Here is a 19,107-nt window from a genome sequence, read left to right as displayed (position 1 = left end):
TCAATGACCCAACACGACCGTTTTTCCCTTTCATGCCTACTCAATTGCTCAAAAAAGCCACGGTGCTGCTGGTTGACGACGACGCGGATGTGCTGACTTCGATGGCCATGCTGCTGCGTACCGAAACGAAGGCGGTCCGTACCGAAAAGAACCCCGAACGACTACCGGCACTGCTGCGGAAAGAGCGATTCGATCTCGTTCTGCTCGATATGAACTACCAAAGTTCGGTCAACACCGGCAACGAAGGCTTGTATTGGCTCCAACAGGTCCGCAAGCTTTCGCCCACGTCGGCGGTGCTGCTTATTACCGCTTACGCCGACATTGACCTGGCGGTTCGGGGGTTGAAAGACGGTGCTTCCGACTTCCTGGTCAAACCCTGGCGAAATAATAAACTACTCGCTTCGCTGGAGGAAGCCCTGACCCGACGTCAGTCGGCGGATACGCCACCCAGGCAGGCTTTCCAGGTGGATGCATTGCCCCTGCTGGGTGAATCTGAAGCGATGCAGGGGCTGCGGTACAAGATTGAAAAAATTTCTCCGACTGACGCGAACGTGTTAATTTTAGGGGAAAATGGTACGGGTAAAGATGTGGTTGCCCGGCTGATTCACGCCCAGTCAGCCCGATCTGCAGAACCGTTCGTCGCGGTTGATTTGGGAGCGCTGACGGGAAGTCTATTCGAGTCGGAATTGTTTGGGCACGTGAAAGGCGCCTTTACCGATGCCCAGCAGGATCGCATCGGGCGGTTCGAAGCCGCGCAGGGTGGCACGCTGTTTCTGGATGAAATTGGCAACCTCCCTCTTGGGCAGCAAACCAAGTTATTGACCGCCCTGCAAAACCGTCATATTACACGGTTGGGCAGTCATACGCCGATTGCCGTCGATGTTCGAATAGTGTCGGCCACGAACGCCCCACTTTATCAGTTAGTACAAACCAACCAATTTCGGAAAGATTTAATTTATCGGCTCAATACGATCGAGTTAACGCTACCCCCCTTGCGCGAGCGGGGTAACGACATCCGGCTATTAGCAGCTCATTTCCTGGCACACTATGCTGAAAAATACGGTAAGCCTACACCAAAGCTGGAAGGTCGTGCTCTGGCGCGACTGCAAGACTACGGGTTTCCGGGCAATGTTCGGGAGTTACAGCACACCTTGGAGCGAGCCGTCATCATGACCGAATCCGACACGCTACGTCCCGAGGATTTACTCTTCTCCCCTATCGAGACAGCACTGTCCACCGGTCCGGAAACGACGCGGCTGGCGGAACTGGAAAAAGGCACAATTCAGAAAGTCGTTGACAAACACCACGGCAATATTACCAAAGCCGCCAAGGAACTCGGTATTACCCGGATGGCACTCTACCGGCGGCTTGGCAAATACGATTTATGAACACTTCCTACGAACTGGGCCTTCCCCTCCGCGCCGGACTGCTGTTGCTCACGATGACTGGGCTGGCCTACGCACTGTTGACGCAGCAGGCCGTCTACTGGATTTCGGGTACGCTGGTGGTGGTTGGGCAGGTGTGGACGTTGATTCGGTACCTTAATCGCCAGAATCGGGAATTGACTGACTTTCTGGAAGCGTTGCGCTACCACGATTTTTCGAGCAATCTCAACGCGGTCCATGCACCCACGTCGGTACGCCAGGCACGGCAGTTATTGAATCAGATTAGTCAGACATTCAGCACGTTATCCCGCGAGAAAGAGGCTCAGCATTTGTATTTGCAAAACGTGCTGGCGCTGGTTAATACGGGTATTCTTTCGTTTCGGGAAGACGACCAGACTATAGGCTGGATGAACGAGTCGCTGAAACGCCTACTTCAGGTGCCCTACGTGAAGACGCTGGATGGCTTTCGCAAACGCAACGAACAGCTGTATGGCCACCTCATTAGCCTCCGGCCCGGCGAAAACCGTGTGGTAAAAGTAAGTGGGCGGGCCATATTGCTCTCGGCAACGGCGTTTACGGATGATGCTGGTCGGTCGAGACTCATAGCCTTTCAGCCGGTGGGCGAAGCGTTGGACGAAAACGAAGATCAGGCCTACCAGAAAATCCTGCGCGTTCTCAACCACGAGATCATGAACTCGGTGGCACCTATTGCTTCGCTCGCGGATACGCTGCAAAAACGCCTGGCCTCCGGAACCATACCAACGGCCGAGATCAGCACGGGGATCACCGTCATTCGCAACCGAAGCGAGGGCCTGTTGCAATTTGCCCAAACCTACCGCAGCCTAAGCAAATTCTCGGCAGGCTCGTTCCGAGCGGTCCGCGTCATTGATCTGTTCGAGTCCGTATTGACCTTGCTTGAGCCTACGCTGGAACAGCGCGGTATCGAGCCGGATGTCATTGTCGCCCCTACAGATTTGACGATTCGGGCTGACCCACCACTCGTTGAGCAAGTGCTCATCAACCTGTTGACCAACGCCATGGATGCCTTGCACGATTGGCCAAATCCGACGCTTGCCCTATCGGCTTCCCTCAACAATGAGGGCCGGCCGGTACTCGCCGTCACGGACAATGGTGTGGGGATTTCAACGGAACTCCTGGATGAGGTCTTTGTTCCGTTTTTCACCACAAAAAAGAAAGGGAATGGCATTGGCCTAAGCTTATCGCGACAGATCATGCATCTGCACCGGGGTAGTATCCACGTGCAATCCATAGTAGGGCATGGCAGTACGTTTAGCTTAGTATTCCCAATGGAATAACACCCGATGCATGGATAATTCTATTTTAAGATTTACGATCAGCTAAGTAATTTATACAGTAAATCCCATTTTTAATCTGATTAATCACCCCGAACATATATAGTCACCGACGATAGTCAGTTGCGCGATAATGCCCCTTTCCCCGAGTCAATCTTACCCGACTAACACAGAAAAGTATTCTAAAGTTATTTACTCGGGACTAGGTCGGATTGGAGGTGTTCAACTGGTGATCACGTCCTCAATCAGCCCAGCAATTGGTAGATTAACGGCTTTCATGCTTAATCAGGACGCGATTTCAACGGCCATGTAACAAGGGTTCAATTATTAAAAAACGGATCTATTTGTTAGGAGTTGACAGCATTCTATTGACTAGCTAAACGGACTGAACTCAAGTCTGATCAGATGCCATTCTATTCTACTATAGGCATTCATTTATCTTGGAACAACGTGTTATAACAGGCAGCAATTTCCAATTTATTAATCACAAAATGGTATTATCCCACTAATGGAGCCGAAGAAAATCCAAACATCAGCTTTGCTGAGAATTGTACTTTTCGCATATAACACTCAAAAAATGCAACCTTTTCGTAAACGCTTTCAGGTATAGTAACTGAACGGTATTCTATCACTGTAAATCATGAAAAGCGTTCATCGGTCTAAGGGTTTTGCTGGGCGAAAAGGATTAATCAACTAGTTGTACTTAAATAATAAGTTACCGTTATAAGTTGTCAAAAATCTAAATTATAAAAATAGTGTCTTTTTAAGACTTGACATTAGTCCAAATTCCTTTTAGCGGATTTATTATTGTTTACTCGACACTACGCCAGGAGCATTAAACTTATGCCCAGTTAATGATAGCAAGTTCGATTCTAGCCGGTCAAAAAGTATAGACATCCATGGTTAATGATTTTGAGTCTTCTATCCATAAATTAATCCGATGAACTTTAGGCTTTCTAGTGCCGAACTAAGTCAAGGATAATCCTCCCGAAATTGACTCGTTACATACCATATTTCAGGCCCTCAAAATAAACTGACTCGGCAATGAAGAAGGGGACGGTATATATCGTTGACCAATCATAATGGGTTAATAGCTGCCGTAAGTCCTGGCTGACCGATTGAATTAAATTTTTATCATCCGACAGAACGATAACCCAGGCCGCAAACAGGGGTTCGGTCATGTAATCGAATTCGTACCGGTTTCTGGGCGACAATTTATATCCCTCTTCAACCTGTTCCAGGCCCAATTTCCGAGCCTCCCAACAATCGGTTTGAGGCCGCCAGTAGGCATTAAAAAGGCGCCAGTTTATCTCATAGGTAAAAGCATTGGCATTGCTGAACGTAGTGTAGAGCCGCATATGGGCGATTGCTTTGCGGCCATTGTTCAGTTGGGCTTTCTGGTACGCAGCTTTGATTGTTGAATCGGTTTCCAGCTGAACCAGCTCGTGGAGGGCGGCCTGCGAACTGGCTGATAGCCAAAAGTTAAACTTATTATCGCCTGGGACTCCATAGGCAATTCCGTTGGCAAGAAGATCAATTCGTTTAGCTGATTCACCGGTTGGAATTTCTGCCAGGCTTACGTTATAGCTATCCAGCCAAACCTGCTTCCCGGTCAGTTCATAGGCAATACGGGTTACAAACGGTATACGAACCAGATGTTTGTTGCCGGCTTTCGAAAACGAACCGTAATACCCAAATTCAATTGGATCGCACGGAATGTTCCAGTTGTAGGTTTGAAGGGCGGTTGCCTTATCGACGATCAGCTTTGTAATAGCGTCGGATTCTTTTTTGTCGGGGATTCCACTGTTCAGGTATTTCCACAGGCCATAAAACCAGGGAAATGTCTGATCATCCGAACTGGCGGGATAATAGGTCTTTCCATCAGGAAGGATATTCCGGGCAATAAACCCCGGGACCTGGCTGACGGTTGCCAGCTTGATCAACGCGTTGGCTACATTCCGGGCTTCGGATGCCGTCTGTTTTGTTCGTAATTTTTTCCACCGTTCACATAAACCATCCAGATAAATGCCATTATAGAAGGCCCCATCTTCGATGACTGTCGTATAGCTCAAGCCATTGGGAAGCCGCTTTTTTACTTCTTCAGCGGTCGGAATATGCACCGTTCCCTGCTTGTTCGTATAGTCATACAAAATAGTAAATTGAGGATTGACAAATCGTCGCCATATTTCCTGATGCGCTTTTTCAATCGACTGCCAAAGTGAGTCAGGCTGTTGACGCGTGTTAGCCACCACGATGGGCTGCGGTGCCAGAAAGGTAATTACTAGATAAAGGGCAATTCGGCGGGAGGTCGAGTGCCGATACGGCCTGATAGCGAAGTTCATAAATGATGTCAGGAAGGAAAAAGGGGTTGAACAATCAAATTCAAATCGAGTCGCTTAGTAGCCTGGATTTTGATCTCTTGCCGGATTAAGCGCCTGATTATAGTTCAACTCAGAGACTGGAATTGGCCACAGGTAATGTTTTTCGGCAATGGTTTTTCCTTTTGCTGCCAGAATAATGTCGGCAGCTTTACCCGTTCGTTTCAACTCCAGCCAGCGTTTGCCTTCGTATTGAAACTCATAGCCACGCTCTTTTATGATCAGATCGAGAAAAGAAGCTGCGGTATACTCCGTGAGTTTAAAATCAATCGCAGAAGGAGTTGTCGGATTTTGCCCATAGGCCCGGCGGTGTACCTGATTCAGGGCTTCTAGCGCGGTTGCCGTCGGGCCATTTCCGGCCCGACTGGCCGCTTCGGCGTAGATCAATAACACATCCGCGTAGCGATACATGGTGAAATCGTTCCCGGCTCCGTCGGCACTGATGGCCAGCGGGTCAATCAATCGCTTGCTCATCAGGGAGGTAGACCCGCGATTGATATTCCACGAAAACCACAGCCCTTTTCGAAGATCTTTACCGTCCCAGCTCAGTTGAAATGGCATGGTCACATCGCTGTAGTGGGCCGTAAAACCACCCGCGCCGTGTAGTTTGGTCCCTAAATCGTTGACAAACATCGCCCAGTTATAGCCCTGACCGGTTTGCCGGATGTATTTCAGATAAAAAACTTCTTCGGACGTAGACAGTACATCGGGGCCGAAGAGTTTCTGTAGATCATCCGTTGAGGCAATCGGAACCAGCGCATACTGTTTCGACTGAATCACTTCATCGGCTTTATCCCGCGCTTCGGCAAATTTGCCTAGCTGTAGGTATACATCGGCCAGCAGCGTCTTAGCCGCCCATTTGGTGGGCCTACCGATATTGGCTGGTTTGTCGGGAAGCGTTGTTTCGGCCTCTGTTAAGTCTGCCAGGATCAAACTATACACCTCGTCAACAGAGCCTCTTTTCAGATCACGGTCTTTCATATTGACCTCGGTTCGCAGGGGTACTCCCCCCCAGTTTCTGACCAGAAAGAAATAAGTTAAAGCCCGCAAAAACCTGGCTTCACCAACGTAACGGGTCCTATTGGTCGTACTGATGGCACTCCCCAGTGGGGCATTCTGAATCACCAGATTGGCATTACGGATGGACAGGTAAAACAGATCCCACATCTGGCCTACCCGGGTAATATTGGCGGAGTTAAGGCCCTGAAAATCATTCAGCACGGCATAGCTTCCATTCCCATACACATAATCTGTGTAGGATTCCACCTGAGCGGGATAAAGACCGCCCAGGCAGTTATTATTCCGTAATGGCGAATAGATGGCATTTACGGCCGCTTCTACTTCCGAAGCCGTATTATAAAACGTTTCAACGGCTAATGATTTAGGCGCTTCTTCGAGTGACTCCTGACAGGACGAACACAAAAACAGGAGCAGTGCGGCCGGGAAAGTGTAGTAACTATGACTTGTAAAAAGACCCTGAAAAACAGCGGGTAAGGATATAATTTTCATGGATTTATCGTTTAGTAGCCTGATGTTAAAATCCGGCGCGAAGGCCAACCGTAATGGCTTTGGCAGTGGGGTAGCTGAAATAATCGAAGCCCTGCGCGGTGGAGTTTGCGCCCCCGTTCGAGTTTACTTCGGGGTCCCACCAGGAATACTTGGTCAGCGTGAGTAAATTTTGCCCGCTGGCATAGATCTGAAGGCTCTGAACCCAGCTTAGTCCCAGTTTTCGGGTAGGAATGGTATAGCCAATCTGGATATTTTTCAGCCGCATATACGATCCAGGTTCAATCCACCGATTCGATACGTTGCCGGATACGGACCGGCTTATAATGGGATACTTGGCCGTTGTATTGGTGGGTGTCCAGTGATTTAGGTAAACTTCACGGGGCATGTTCAGGGCGTTGCCGTAATCAATGGTATTATTGATCGAGCTACTATTGAATAGATCATTTCCCTGCACACCCTGTAGAAAAAAACTCAGGTCGAAATGCCGGTAGGAAAGCGTTGAATTGACCCCATAAATGAAGCCTGGATTAGGATCGCCAATGTAGGTTTTGTCTTTGATGGTAATCCCGCCGTCGCCGTCCAGATCCTTGTATTTTATCTTTCCTTTATCATCGTATCCATCTTCCAGATAGCCCCAGAACTGGCCAATGGGCCGTCCTTCACGCAGAATATTGGCCACATCATTGACGATCGTTACGGCCACCGTTCCGCCCAAGACATCCTGACCATTGTAGAGTTTAACGACTTTGTTCCGATTGAATGAAATGTTCGCGTTAACATCCCATTTCAGGCTACCGGTCAGGATTTTAGCATCAATCCCTACTTCAATTCCTTTATTCTGAACCTGGCCTATGTTCTGAATGGTGGTTGTAAACCCTAATGAGGCTGGCAACTGAACCGTATTGAGCAGATCCCGGGTGTTTTTGACGTAGTAATCGGCTGTTAGATTAATGCGGTTTTGCAACAGGCCAATATCTACCCCAATATCCATTTGCTCGGTCGTTTCCCATTTCAAATTGCCGGGTAGGCGCGTGCCGGGCGCGTAGAACGTGTAGAGTGCATTATCGAAAACTGTTTTTCCAGACCCTAACTGATTGAGGGTTGCATACGCATCAATGGCCTGACTACCCGTCATACCCCAACCGGCTCGTAGTTTCAGATCAGAAATGAAGGAGACTGACTTAAAAAAGTCCTCGTTTGACACGCGCCAGGCTAGCGCGGTTGAGGGAAAATACCCCCACTTATTGCCCGTACTGTATTTCGATGATCCGTCCGTTCGGAAACTAATCGTAGCCAGGTATTTATTGTTGAACGCATAATTGACACGCCCCAGGTAGGAAACCAGGGACGATTCGGCATAGCTTGACGAAGGGATGCCGGGTGTAGTGGCCGAACCCATATCGTAGGTCTGGCTGGCATCACTAATAAACCCCGTTCCACTAGCGCCCAGCGAGGTGGTTAAAAATTTTTGATAGGTGAACCCTGCCACCGCTGCCAGCGAATGCTTTTGATGGAGCGTTTTGGTATACGAAATCGTATTTTCGCTGAGCAGGCTGGTAAACTGGCTGGTGCCAACACTGGCACTCCCCTGCGAACTGACAAAGTTTCGGGTTGTGTAGGCGTCATTACGTTCATCTGTATTTTCAATGCCGCCCGCAATCCGAATACTGAGCCCTTCGAGCGGTTTATATTCCAGCGCGGCATTCGTTAAAACCCGGTTCGACTTCACCCGATCGGTTTGTTCATGGATGAAGGTCAGTGGATTTTGCGACGCGCTGGGTGGGTTTTCCAGAATAAAAATTCGGTAGGTGCCGTCATCCTTATAAGGCGTAAGCGTAGGCGGAGCGGAAAGAATGGAGGAGATCAGCGTATTTCCCCGACCACCACCACCGCTGTTTTTTCGATCAGACTGAATCCGAGTGAGCGTACTGGACAGGCTCAGGCTAACTTTTTTACTGATTTCATGACTAAGATTGGCCCGTAATGAATACCGGTTAAAATTGCTCCCAATGATAATGCCATCCTGGCCAAACGCGCTTCCCGACACAGAAAACTGTGTTTTTTCGGTTCCTCCCGAAACGGTCAGCGTGGCCGTCTTCATCGGGGCTTGCCGAAAAATAAGCGACTGCCAGTCGACTCCTTTTCCCAGCGCATCGATCTGCGCCTGGGTGAAATACGGCTTCTCTTTATCGTTGACGGTCTGCTCATTATACAGAAGCGCGTACTCCTGGGCATTCATCAAGTCCAGCTTCTTTCGCAGGGATTGCGAGCTATAGCTGGATTCAAAATCCACGCGTGTTTTGCCCGCTTTCCCTCGTTTTGTAGTAATAATCACGACGCCGTTGGCACCTCGGGACCCATAAATGGCCGTTGCTGAAGCATCTTTTAAAATCTCAATGTTTTCAATGTCCGCATTATTCAGCACCGTAGGGTTGCTACCCGACAGCGGGAAACCATCCACTACGTACAGCGGTTCATTGCTGCCCTGGACCGAGTTGGTTCCCCGGATTCGTACACTGACCGGCGCACCGGGCGCTCCGGTATTTTGCAGCACCTGCACGCCAGCCGCCCGACCCGATAAGGCCTGTAAGACATTTGTGGTAGGGTAAGCATTCAGGTCTTTGGCTTTGACCTGGGTCAGTGAACCAGTCAGATCACTTTTTTTGACGGTTCCATACCCGACGACCACCACTTCGTCCAGGGACTTTTGGTCAGGCATAAGCTGCAAATCGATACGGCTGCGATTGCCAAGCGCCAGTTCCTGATTCAGATACCCAACAAATGAAAATACCAGCGTAGTGGCCGTGCCATCACCCGTGGGAATTGATAGCCTGAATTTCCCTTCAGCATCCGTTGTGGTGCCGCGCGTTGTATTTTTAATGGACACGCTGACGCCCGGCATTCCGGCTCCTTTTTCATCGGTTACCCGGCCTGTCACCAGTCGATCATCCTGGCGCTCTACCGATTGACTAGGCGTTGTTGCCGATTGGGTAAGCTCGTTGCTGGTAGTAGAGGTAAGATCAACCGTAGTCGATTGCCGTTTTCGATCCGTATCGCCCGTCACGATAACGTAGTTATTTTTTACTTTCCGGTAATGCAGGCCGTGTGGTTGAAGTAAAGCGGTTAGACTGGCTTCGAGGGTGGCCTGTGGTTGAGTGGCCTGGGCCGATACATACAAATTGCGCAGGGCGCGCTCTTCAAACAGAATGTTGACGCGATAGCGAACCTTAAGCTGCTGAATGGCGTCCGTTAAGCGGTATGTTTCAGCCTGGCGGGCGATTGGTACGGTTGAGCTATTCTGGGCTAGTACCTGTGCCCTGGTAGGTAGTGGGCCTAGTGTCACTAAAGCAATAAGAAAAAGCGTCCACGATTGGCGTTCAGGACGAACAGGTAAAGGAGAGTGCATATAGATACAGGGTTATTGACCTACGTAGTGATACCGAACAGGCATATCGGGTGTCGCCTTGGCCGTTACTAGATAGATGCAGAACGCATTGGTTACCCTAATTGAAAAATGTAGTTTTTTGTGAAAAAATTTATAAAGTGCAAAAAGCACAAAAAAAGACAGGGATGTGGCCCTGTCTTGATACTAGATTAGTACTGCCTTACTGAATGGGCTGCGTGAGCGTAAAGCCGGTTGATGAATCGTTGATTTCCAGATTCATCATCAGTTTCAGCGCTTGCAGCAGATCGTCAGCCGTTTCAGCCTGGAACGTACCAGACACGGAGCGGTTCATCAATTCAGGCTGGAGAATTTGAACGGTCACGCCAAATGTATCGTGCAGTTGAACAACTATATCCTGTAAGGGTGTATCGTGAAAAACGAACTGGTGATCATGCCAGGTAACTTGAGTCGATACTTTATCTGCCTGCTGTTTGTGTAGTTTTTGCCCGATCGAAACGGTTACCAAATCGCCTGGTGTCAGCATCAGCGGCTGGTTTGACTGGGGCGTAGTCAGACTGATTCGCCCCGTTTTGAGCATAACCCGGGTGGTGTTGCGACGGCTGTTCACCACAAACACGGTCCCCAATACTTCAATAATCGTCTGATCGGGCGTATGTACCTGGAAGCGTTGCGCGTTGGCTTGGTGGGTTATTTGAAACTGCGCTTCGCCCGTTAGCCAGACCCGCCGTGTGCCCCAGCCAAAACCAAAGCGGGGGTAACGTAACGATGAATGGGCCCCCAATTCTACCGCTGATCCATCCGGCAACTGAATCGATTGAAGTTGGTGGAACCCGTTACTCCAGGTTTTGTAGTACCAGGACTCCGCCGATAGCCATAAGCCAACGACCAGCAGGATCGAAGCCGCTACAGCCAGCCATCCAGACGATTGTAGCCAACTGGTACGCTGGAGGGTGACTGGGGATTCCGTTAGCAAAGGGGCCGGATCGAAATGGCCTGATTTGGGCTCTTGAGCAGTCTGGTGCATGAACTGGGTAAACCGCTCACGAGCCCGATTCAGGTCGGGCTGAAACTGCGGATGCTGCCGTTCCCATTCATCCAGATACGTAAAATACAAGGTAGCTCCCTGCTCGGTCATTAGCCAGGACTCAATCTGTTGCCGTTCTAATGGCGTGGCCTGATGGGCAAAATAAGCAAAAAGGCTTGCTTTGGTTGGGTATGCTTGCGGCTCATTCATGGCAGTAGAACTTTACGAAAAAGGGCGAGGGCTTTCGTTACGTGCGCTTCGACGGTTTTTAACGAAATGTGTAGCTCATCGGCGATTTCCTGATTTTTGCGGCCTTCGAAGCGGCTCAGTAGAAACACCCGGCGAACGGGCGAACTCAGTGCATTGATGGTCACTTCGATCCGTTCATTGAGTTCATCGAATTGGATCTGGTCACTTGGTGAAGCGGGGTCAATTAATAAATCTGCCGGGATTAACTGATCTGTTGAGATCGTTTGTCCCGCTTCCCGTTGCAGGAATAGCAGGCAATTCTGACGAACAGCCCGGTAGAGGTAGGCCCGGTACGAATAATCGATACGTTCGTAGATCCTTTTTTGCCAAAAGGTCTGAAAAAGTTCGGCTACGATATCTTCCGCCAGCGCTTTATCATAAACGAACCGTACTGCCTGACTGCATAAGGGATGGTAATACCGGCGAAATAGCAAATCGCACCCCTGATATGCATCCGTCTGGAAAGCATGTCGAATCAATAATTCGTCGTCCGGTTTCGGCGGCACCGCACCCGCAACTGGATCCGGGTGGTGAGAAAAGTTATCGCCGGGTAAGTCAAAAGGAAGGCCAGGTGCCATGCATGAACATTGACGGTCTCTACAAAGCTTAAGATACAGAAAGGACGTCTAACCCTAATTGGCAGATCAAAAAAATAACAAAATGGTACGATTTGTCGGGTTGTTAAGCCTCGAATGAACAGGAGTTCTTATAAAAGTATATCTTTTTCCAGACCTATTTCGGCAGAAAGTCGGAGGACAATACGCCTGGAAACTCAACAAGCCAATCTAAGAAATATTAGATTTAAACGTGTTGATAGTTAGCTAATAAGTCAAAATTTACCCATTCTAGATTTTGTACTTTTCATAGTTAGCGTTCAGGAATGTCAACCCTTTCGTGAACGGTTTCAGGCATCGGAGCTGAAAGTTGCCCTATCATTGTAAGTCATGATAAGCGTTCATTGGGCCAAGCGTTTTCGTGGACGAATAAAATCTGTGGACTATTTGTACTTAAACAATAAGTGTCCAAGAATATATGTCAATTCTTCAATTGCTTAAATTGTTGTTATTTCAAGACATAGCCTTTTTATCGAACTGGATAACCGCGGATCAGCGAAACGGCACGGTACACCGCTGGATTGAGGGTGATCCCAATAAATCCACGCACTAGTTTAGCCACTTGAGCCAATTGTACTTTTTCTAGTTAAGTTGCACATTACTTCTTATGTTAAGGGATTAAAACAAAATTTAGCGTTGAATAAGGGCGAGCAAAACCACATCAAAACAGTTAGACGCTTCGACCTTGAATCAACCGAAAAATAATGGCAATCACAGCAATTACTAATAGAATGTGAATCAGCCCGCTACCCGCAATGCCCGCCCCTAAAATACCAAAAAAGCCTAAGAGCCAAATAATAATCAGCACCACAGCGATTGTATACAGAAGATTGCCCATACGTTTAGAATTTACTGGTGAAAATAGGTGTATTTTCCAGTAGAACTCTGCTCCTATGAGTATGTTATGAAATCTAATCGAACGGTAAATAGCTAGTGGTTTCTGTTCACAGCCCACCGGTTGCCTCCCCGTGCCGTTACCTCACAATGTTAGAACATAGCTCCCTTCCTCAGGTTTGTGTGTAACCAACTAGGTTTTCTGAGTTGGTTACACACAACAAAACCATCTAGTTTCATGACCAGTCAAACAGACAACACTAACTTAAACAGTTCATCGTTTACCGAATCATCAACAATGATGACAGCTATTTTTAACGATCGAGACGCGGCAGAGACCGCTTATGACGCGCTACTATCGCATGGCTTTTCGAAAGATGATGTGAACATCGTCATGACGGATGAAACCCGTAAACGGCATTTTGACGCTAGTGACTCGGATGATTCAGCATTAGGAGACAAAACGATGGAAGGAGCTGGCAAAGGGTCTGCTATTGGGGGTACAGTGGGAGCAGTAGCGGCTGCTATTGCCGCTATCGGTACGACATTGGCTTTGCCAGGATTGGGTTTACTGATTGCTGGTCCGCTGGCGGCTGGGTTAGCCGGTGCTGGAGCAGGTGGTTTAGCCGGTGGCTTGATCGGGGCTCTAGTGAATTCGGGTATTCCGGAAGAAACGGCGAAAGCGTATGAATCGGGTCTAAAAGGTGGTGGTATCGTCGTGGGAGTACATCCTCGGGATGAAGCGGATAAAGTGTATTTAACTCAGCAGGGCTTTCATTGAGGCCCAGCTTGTAAACGGGTGGGTACTCAGTTCTGAGTAGACTATATCAATAGTAAGTAAATCTTCTTGTATTTTACCTAGAAAGCAGCTATCTTATTAGATAAGCTGCTTTCTAGCTTTATTCCCTTTACATGTTCATAGTTATATAGCAAGACTTGAAAAAAGACCAGTAGCAATATGTAGGTCGCTATTGGTCTTTTAGTATTTTTTAGTGAGATGCCGGTCGAATGTTTACGGTTATGAAGCCGATCGTTTGATCAAGTCAAGCCTGGTTTGTGCTTGCTCATTTAATTGAGTTAACCGCAACGTATGACTGACCAACTTAGCACAAATCTTTTTCGTAGCAGACGCCTGGAGACGATCGACTTGATCTATATCTTGACTTAGCTTTGCTAACTCCGTTTCCATGCTACGAGTCAGTTTGGTCAATTGACTCATTGGGCACTGACCCCTATAGGTCGTCTTACCTATGCTCAACTCTGGTTCCAGTGCCCGCTGGCTTATACAGGTGATTAATTGGTGATAATAGGCGTGGAGTTTGGTAATTGCTTCAAGCCAGTGAGCTACTATATAGTCAGACTTAGCTGTATCTAATACAGGTTCCTGGTTTACCAATGCTGAAGTCTTCATATAGACATTTATTTAACTTTTAGATGACAAATAGCCCTTAAAGTCAAACAAAATAGTTAAATAATTCTAATTTTATATAGCTATTTATTATTTGGTATGCATGCATACTAATTATTTATTTATTTAGATTATTGGGGTGATATGTAAAAAGTACAAACTCAGTATGGTAGCATAAGTCTTAGCGTTTTGTACTTTATTAAGTATTGCCGTTTGAAAAGGGAAGAGCTTAACCCTGTATACAAACAGCTTTTTATATCCCTGCCAACACCTGTTGATCCTGCTTAATCGCTTTTTTCAAGTTGGCCGACTCAATAAACCAACCCGCAATTAATACCACAAGGGCAATGGTGAATACAAACAAATTAGCGTCGATTATGCCCATAATGGGTGGTACACCATTCGGATCAGCTAACGTACCGTTATAGAGCGAGCGTACTAAAACGTTGATCTCAAATGCACCTAACACCGACAGGCCAAGCAGTCCAGACATTTTAGTAGAAAATTGGCGGTTTTTAGGCTCTACCCAAAGCAGATACAGACTAATCAGGGCTATGTAAGCCATTGTAAGCACCTGCCAGACTACATGGAAACGAGCATGACCTATCCAAAGTGGATTGGTAGCATGGGTTGGGCCAAAATCGACAAGTGGCGGAATAAATCCATACATGCAAGTAGCAATGGTCATCAAAATTCGACCGACGTTGTTCTTAGCCATAGATATAAGCGGTATATTAGGAACGTGAATGAATACTATTTTTCCACTGACTATCAGATACTTAACATTAACAAAATTATATTATTTACAGTAGTTTAGCGAAAATACTTTAGATTATTTTTGCCTTACTTCCGAAGTATATGAACTGTTATATAAGTGACGATTATTTTATGTCTAGCAGGAGAGTAAAGTGCACATACTAACTTAATTTACAACTTAATCATGAATTCGTTTCTTCTTTAACTTCAGCTAGAAAGTGGGTTAATTTACCGTCTTTGTTATGTAAAGGCTCAATCGCAAGACGGCACATATAAGCTTGACCATTTTTACGATAATTCACTAGGTCAACTTGCACGGCTTGTGCTTGTCGAATGGAGTTACCTATATGACGTGTTACGAGTGGATCCGTATCGGGGCCCTGAAGTAACTTGGGTGTTTGACCGATCACTTCCTGGGACCCATAGCCTGTCATGCTCAAGATATTATGGCTTGTCCATAGGATTCTATTCGATACATCTGTCAAGATTAAGGTAAAGCCTAGTTGCATACTTTTTAAATAGGCCGCTTGCTGCTGCCGATCTATAGCCCACTTAAATGTGTGATTTAATTGGCAGAAATGAGCTTCCTGTTTTCGTTTTGCGAGGTGTTGTGCTCTCTCCAGCAAAGTAATCTCATAAGCTACAGACGGATAGAATGGCGCACTCTTCTGATAAGATGGATAATAGTTGAAACTCATAATCTTGCCTAATAAAGTTACTAATCAATTATACCCTGCCCAAAGGCTCTATAACCTATACCTTTTTGAACTGATCATTTTCAATACTAAACTGATGGTGTATCCGAGGTCAATAGGTAGGTTCAAAAATGGATCAAGAGTTAACCAAATAGACGGTTTAAAATCGAAAAAACTTGTCTTCATTCGTGCTTGGCTAGTTCAGTGTAATACATGCTCGCTTTGCCAACCTAGTGAATCGTTGGCTAGAAAGGAACTTGTTAGTGAAAGCATTTAGAAAAAAAATCCTCTACCTCATTCATGCTATTTCTATAACGGGAAGGCGACCGGCCCGAAAAGGCCACGAATTCGTTGATAAAGTGGGCTTGATCGTAATAATCGACATGGACCAACCCAGTTTGCCAGCTCCAGCCCGGTTTGTCAAGCAATTGGTGGCGGACTCGTTGAAACCGCTGGATACGAAGGTACGTTTTCGGGGAAATGCCGAGTTGCTCGTTAAAATGACGCAACAGCGTACTCTTGCTACAATACAGTTGCTTAATGAGCTGATCAATCCTTACGGATTCGGGTGCTTGCTGAACGAGCTGTTCAACCCCCTCTACTAACCCCGCCTTGGTGGGTTTGCTGGTGATGTGCCCAAGTAAAAAATTTTCCATCAAATCAAATCGTTGGGCCGTTGTCTGGGCTTCCCCTAATTGGTTATAGACCCCAAGCGCTTCTGGCCCGATAACCGCTTGTAAATCATAGAGTACAGTATCCGACAAACTGATGGCATATAAGGGAATTTGCCACAGTCGATAAAAACCCGTGAGGGTAAACTCGACGCCAATATGTAAATGAGTCCCTTCTAACCTATTGATGACAGGCTGGGTGAGGGGCGTAATCAAATTCGTCGCATTGGCCTGAATGAGTTGATCACCCCGCTTTGTTTTAAAGGGGGGCTTCAGATTAAACAGGAAGTGAGTCGTGGCGGTGCAACAGTCAGGCTGATGGATCACTTCACCCATCGGTACGTCCATTTCAAACTCCCAGACTCGGTTAACAAAGGGCTTTAACAGGGGACTAAGGGGATATTCAACGTATTTCATATCCAGTTGATAGGTTACTTTCCGAAAAGCCTAATATGGCCTTTTTAAGCTAAATAGAAAAGCGGTTCAGCCTAAAAATTTTACCCGTACTTCATGGCTAATTCGCCAGCAACGTCAATGCTGTTTTTAGGGATGAATGGAGTGAACGGTTAGTTGGTGGCCGATTTTCCAATTCGTAGCCCTGGGCGCAGGGTTAGTTGATGGCCTATGCCTTCAGTCATCCTTTCCCGCTTCATGCAGTCCCCAAGAATAGCTAGTGTATCATCAGTTCCCAACTATTTACCAGTAACGAAATTGACGTTTTTTTACAATATAGGAAAATACCACCGATTTACCTTTACACCGGCCTCATTAGATACGTAGCCCTTTGCTTAAGCCTTCGGTTGGCTATCGGAAGTTGTCTACCTTCCAGACCGACACAGGCGCAATAGCACACGCAAATGAATGTCTACCGTTTAAAAACATAGCTATGAAACGAATTCCGATCCCTTTCATTGATTTATTTAAGGTGCTGTTTAGCTACGGGCAAACTGCACAAAAGGGCTCACCTAGCGTACGCGAAAAATGAACCGCACTACACACACACCACGCTTCGTGCGGCCACTGGCCTGGCTACTTGTTTGTATCCTGCTGACAGCCTCCTGCCAGGATCATCAACTACCTCAGCCTAACTACAACCTGGATGTCACTCTGCTGGGAGCAGGCAAAGCATCTGGTTTCGTGAAATTCCGGCAATTTCCTGAAAATCCATTCACGATCTATCTGGATACATCGGTACAGGGGCTGGAGCCGACTACCAATTATGGGCTTCAGCGGGCCGTGGACACGAACCTGGATGGCAATTGCACCAGTACGTCCTGGCTCACGCTTGGTAAAGGCCTAGTGGCACAACCCATTTTAACGGATAATCTGGGTGCCGGTAAGGCGGCCCTCTTTCGTGATGTGTCGGCTTTCGCCCCCGGCACAACCTTCGACATTCACTTCCAGATCATTAATCTACAAACCTCAGCCGTCGTGCTAACCAGTACGTGCTATCAGTACACGGTTAGGTAGTTGGCTGAGTTTTGCAGGGTAAGGTCATAGTTGGCTAGATCTTCTCAGTCGGTGCGACTCCTTCATGCGTCCCTGAGTTATTCACTCATTTAGGATGAAGGAGTCGCACCGATTCGGAAGATCTACCCTCATGAACGTATTGTCTATAGTTGCATTGGAGAGTCCTATTTGGTCGCTTTGGAATTTGACAATGGCAACCAAGGAAAGCAACAAGATTTTACTGGTCTGGTCCCTTTGATTATTACCTGGCAATCCCAATGTCAGCTACTAGAAGTCATGTCAAAAGAACATAGTTTTCTAGTAGGCTCGATCTCAATCCAACTCAATTGCATCATGACACTTAAGGAAGAATATAAAAATCAAAACATGTGGCGAAATTGGGCTGCCTATCTCCAGAAAATCCCACTCGTTTCGGGTGAAACCATTTTGGATTTAGGCTGTGGTCTAGGCTATGTGACGAAGCTTATGGCTGACAAAGCGTTACAAGTAATCGGTATTGATTCAAACACTGAATTATTAGCCGAAGCGACTAAACTAAATAAGGCCAGTAACAGTCGCTATGTTCAGCAAGATCTCCGACGTATTAATCCGCAAGATCTGCCACTCGCTGATGGCATTTGGACGAGTTTTACCGTAGCCTATTTTCCTGATTTTGTGCCTGTTCTCCAGCAGTGGCTAGCGCTGCTGAAGCCTACGGGTTGGATTGCCATCGTTGAAATAAGTGATTTGTTTGCCCATTATCCAATCCGTTCAACGACCCGCGACATGTTAAGAAACTACTATGATCAGCAAAGAAGAGCCGGTATTTATGATTTTGAAATGGGCAGTAAAGTGAAGGATATATTAGTCCATGAGGGCTTATCCATCACTCATGAGGAAAACATGTCTGATAAAGAGCTCTCCTTTAACGGACCAGCTGATGAACAAATAGTGCTAGCTTGGGAAGCTAGGTTAAATAGACTGGTAGGTTTTCAAAATCAGTTTGATAAAGACACTTATCCAGGCTTTAAACGTGAATTTTTAGCGAGTCTGCTTGATGCGGAGCATGTTTGTACTACTGAAGTGAAGTTTATAATTGCCCGAAAATAATGTTTTTACGCACTCATCGCCTTAATTTATCGTTTCGCAAAAGATGTATCTACACACGAATGCCCGAAAGATTTTTGATTGTTGATATTTCTAGTAATGGCCGTATGTGTTAGACCTTACCCTACTATTTCCCCTCCCCTGTTATCCAAACTTATTTTAGATTCCCTAGAGTAGTATTTTATAGTGCTCCCTATATTTAGGACCAGTTTTTGCTTTTTTTAATTGAGGTTTTCCGATTCTACGTCGACTTGCAAAGGAGTACAGTACACCTCAGCAGGTGTTTTTCTAGCCAGACCTTGATGGCAT

At 46.9% G+C, this 19,107-nt stretch carries 15 protein-coding genes; 5 read left to right on the top strand and 10 right to left on the bottom strand.

All coding sequences use genetic code 11. From position 1 onward, the window contains the following. Positions 1 to 32: 32 nt before the first annotated feature. Positions 33 to 1,388, top strand: a complete 1,356-nt coding sequence (locus GJR95_RS05820; protein WP_162384979.1) for a sigma-54-dependent transcriptional regulator — start codon at positions 33 to 35, stop codon at positions 1,386 to 1,388. Then, positions 1,385 to 2,701 (top strand): sensor histidine kinase, encoded by a 1,317-nt coding sequence (locus GJR95_RS05815; RefSeq protein ID WP_162384978.1) that lies wholly within the window; start codon positions 1,385 to 1,387, stop codon positions 2,699 to 2,701. Before GJR95_RS05820 ends, GJR95_RS05815 begins: the two co-directional genes overlap by 4 nt. Positions 2,702 to 3,699: 998 nt before the next feature. Here GJR95_RS05815 and GJR95_RS05810 read toward each other — a convergent pair. The 6 genes from GJR95_RS05810 to GJR95_RS05785 form a co-directional block, all read right to left on the bottom strand. Then, the gene (locus tag GJR95_RS05810) at positions 3,700 to 5,040 is read right to left on the bottom strand and encodes a hypothetical protein (RefSeq protein WP_162384977.1); all 1,341 of its coding nucleotides are present in this window, start codon (positions 5,038 to 5,040) and stop codon (positions 3,700 to 3,702) included. Positions 5,041 to 5,094: 54 nt separating this feature from the next. Next, complete coding sequence (locus GJR95_RS05805) at positions 5,095 to 6,585, bottom strand: RagB/SusD family nutrient uptake outer membrane protein (protein ID WP_162384976.1); 1,491 nt, start codon at positions 6,583 to 6,585, stop codon at positions 5,095 to 5,097. A gap of 25 nt (positions 6,586 to 6,610) precedes the next feature. After that, the gene (locus GJR95_RS05800) at positions 6,611 to 9,991 is read right to left on the bottom strand and encodes a SusC/RagA family TonB-linked outer membrane protein (protein WP_162384975.1); all 3,381 of its coding nucleotides are present in this window, start codon (positions 9,989 to 9,991) and stop codon (positions 6,611 to 6,613) included. 199 nt (positions 9,992 to 10,190) lie between these two features. Further along, positions 10,191 to 11,225: a FecR family protein gene (locus GJR95_RS05795; RefSeq protein ID WP_162384974.1), complete on the bottom strand. Its 1,035-nt coding sequence runs from the start codon at positions 11,223 to 11,225 to the stop codon at positions 10,191 to 10,193. After that, positions 11,222 to 11,842 carry an RNA polymerase sigma-70 factor gene (locus tag GJR95_RS05790; RefSeq protein WP_162384973.1) on the bottom strand — a complete coding sequence of 207 codons (621 nt, stop codon included), beginning with the start codon at positions 11,840 to 11,842 and terminating at the stop codon, positions 11,222 to 11,224. Before GJR95_RS05790 ends, GJR95_RS05795 begins: the two co-directional genes overlap by 4 nt. Positions 11,843 to 12,548: 706 nt before the next feature. Further along, positions 12,549 to 12,716, bottom strand: coding sequence for a lmo0937 family membrane protein (locus GJR95_RS05785; protein ID WP_162384972.1), 168 nt, complete (start codon positions 12,714 to 12,716; stop codon positions 12,549 to 12,551). Between the two features lie 234 nt (positions 12,717 to 12,950). Here GJR95_RS05785 and GJR95_RS05780 point away from each other — a divergent pair, with 234 nt between their 5' ends. Then, positions 12,951 to 13,493: a hypothetical protein gene (locus tag GJR95_RS05780; RefSeq protein ID WP_162384971.1), complete on the top strand. Its 543-nt coding sequence runs from the start codon at positions 12,951 to 12,953 to the stop codon at positions 13,491 to 13,493. A gap of 237 nt (positions 13,494 to 13,730) precedes the next feature. On the opposite strand, the gene GJR95_RS05775 is transcribed toward GJR95_RS05780, so the two are convergent. The 4 genes from GJR95_RS05775 to GJR95_RS05760 all read right to left on the bottom strand — a co-directional run bounded on the left by GJR95_RS05775 (position 13,731) and on the right by GJR95_RS05760 (position 16,659). Continuing rightward, positions 13,731 to 14,123 carry a hypothetical protein gene (locus GJR95_RS05775; protein ID WP_162384970.1) on the bottom strand — a complete coding sequence of 131 codons (393 nt, stop codon included), beginning with the start codon at positions 14,121 to 14,123 and terminating at the stop codon, positions 13,731 to 13,733. 250 nt (positions 14,124 to 14,373) lie between these two features. Next, positions 14,374 to 14,838: a hypothetical protein gene (locus GJR95_RS05770; RefSeq protein ID WP_162384969.1), complete on the bottom strand. Its 465-nt coding sequence runs from the start codon at positions 14,836 to 14,838 to the stop codon at positions 14,374 to 14,376. Positions 14,839 to 15,058: 220 nt separating this feature from the next. After that, positions 15,059 to 15,574 carry a PAS domain-containing protein gene (locus GJR95_RS05765; RefSeq protein ID WP_162384968.1) on the bottom strand — a complete coding sequence of 172 codons (516 nt, stop codon included), beginning with the start codon at positions 15,572 to 15,574 and terminating at the stop codon, positions 15,059 to 15,061. Positions 15,575 to 15,831: 257 nt separating this feature from the next. Further along, positions 15,832 to 16,659 (bottom strand): helix-turn-helix domain-containing protein, encoded by an 828-nt coding sequence (locus tag GJR95_RS05760; RefSeq protein WP_162384967.1) that lies wholly within the window; start codon positions 16,657 to 16,659, stop codon positions 15,832 to 15,834. 564 nt (positions 16,660 to 17,223) lie between these two features. Here GJR95_RS05760 and GJR95_RS05755 point away from each other — a divergent pair. Continuing rightward, positions 17,224 to 17,712, top strand: a complete 489-nt coding sequence (locus GJR95_RS05755) for a hypothetical protein (RefSeq protein WP_162384966.1) — start codon at positions 17,224 to 17,226, stop codon at positions 17,710 to 17,712. Positions 17,713 to 18,045: 333 nt separating this feature from the next. Continuing rightward, on the top strand, positions 18,046 to 18,801 hold the full coding sequence (locus tag GJR95_RS05750) for a class I SAM-dependent methyltransferase (RefSeq protein WP_162384965.1): 756 nt from the start codon (positions 18,046 to 18,048) through the stop codon (positions 18,799 to 18,801). Positions 18,802 to 19,107 lie beyond the last annotated feature (306 nt).

It is taken from the genome of Spirosoma endbachense, assembly GCF_010233585.1.
Classification (GTDB): Bacteria; Bacteroidota; Bacteroidia; order Cytophagales; family Spirosomataceae; genus Spirosoma; species Spirosoma endbachense.
The sequence above is the reverse complement of the archived record's forward strand: the minus strand, read 5'-3'. Positions and strand labels throughout refer to the sequence as shown.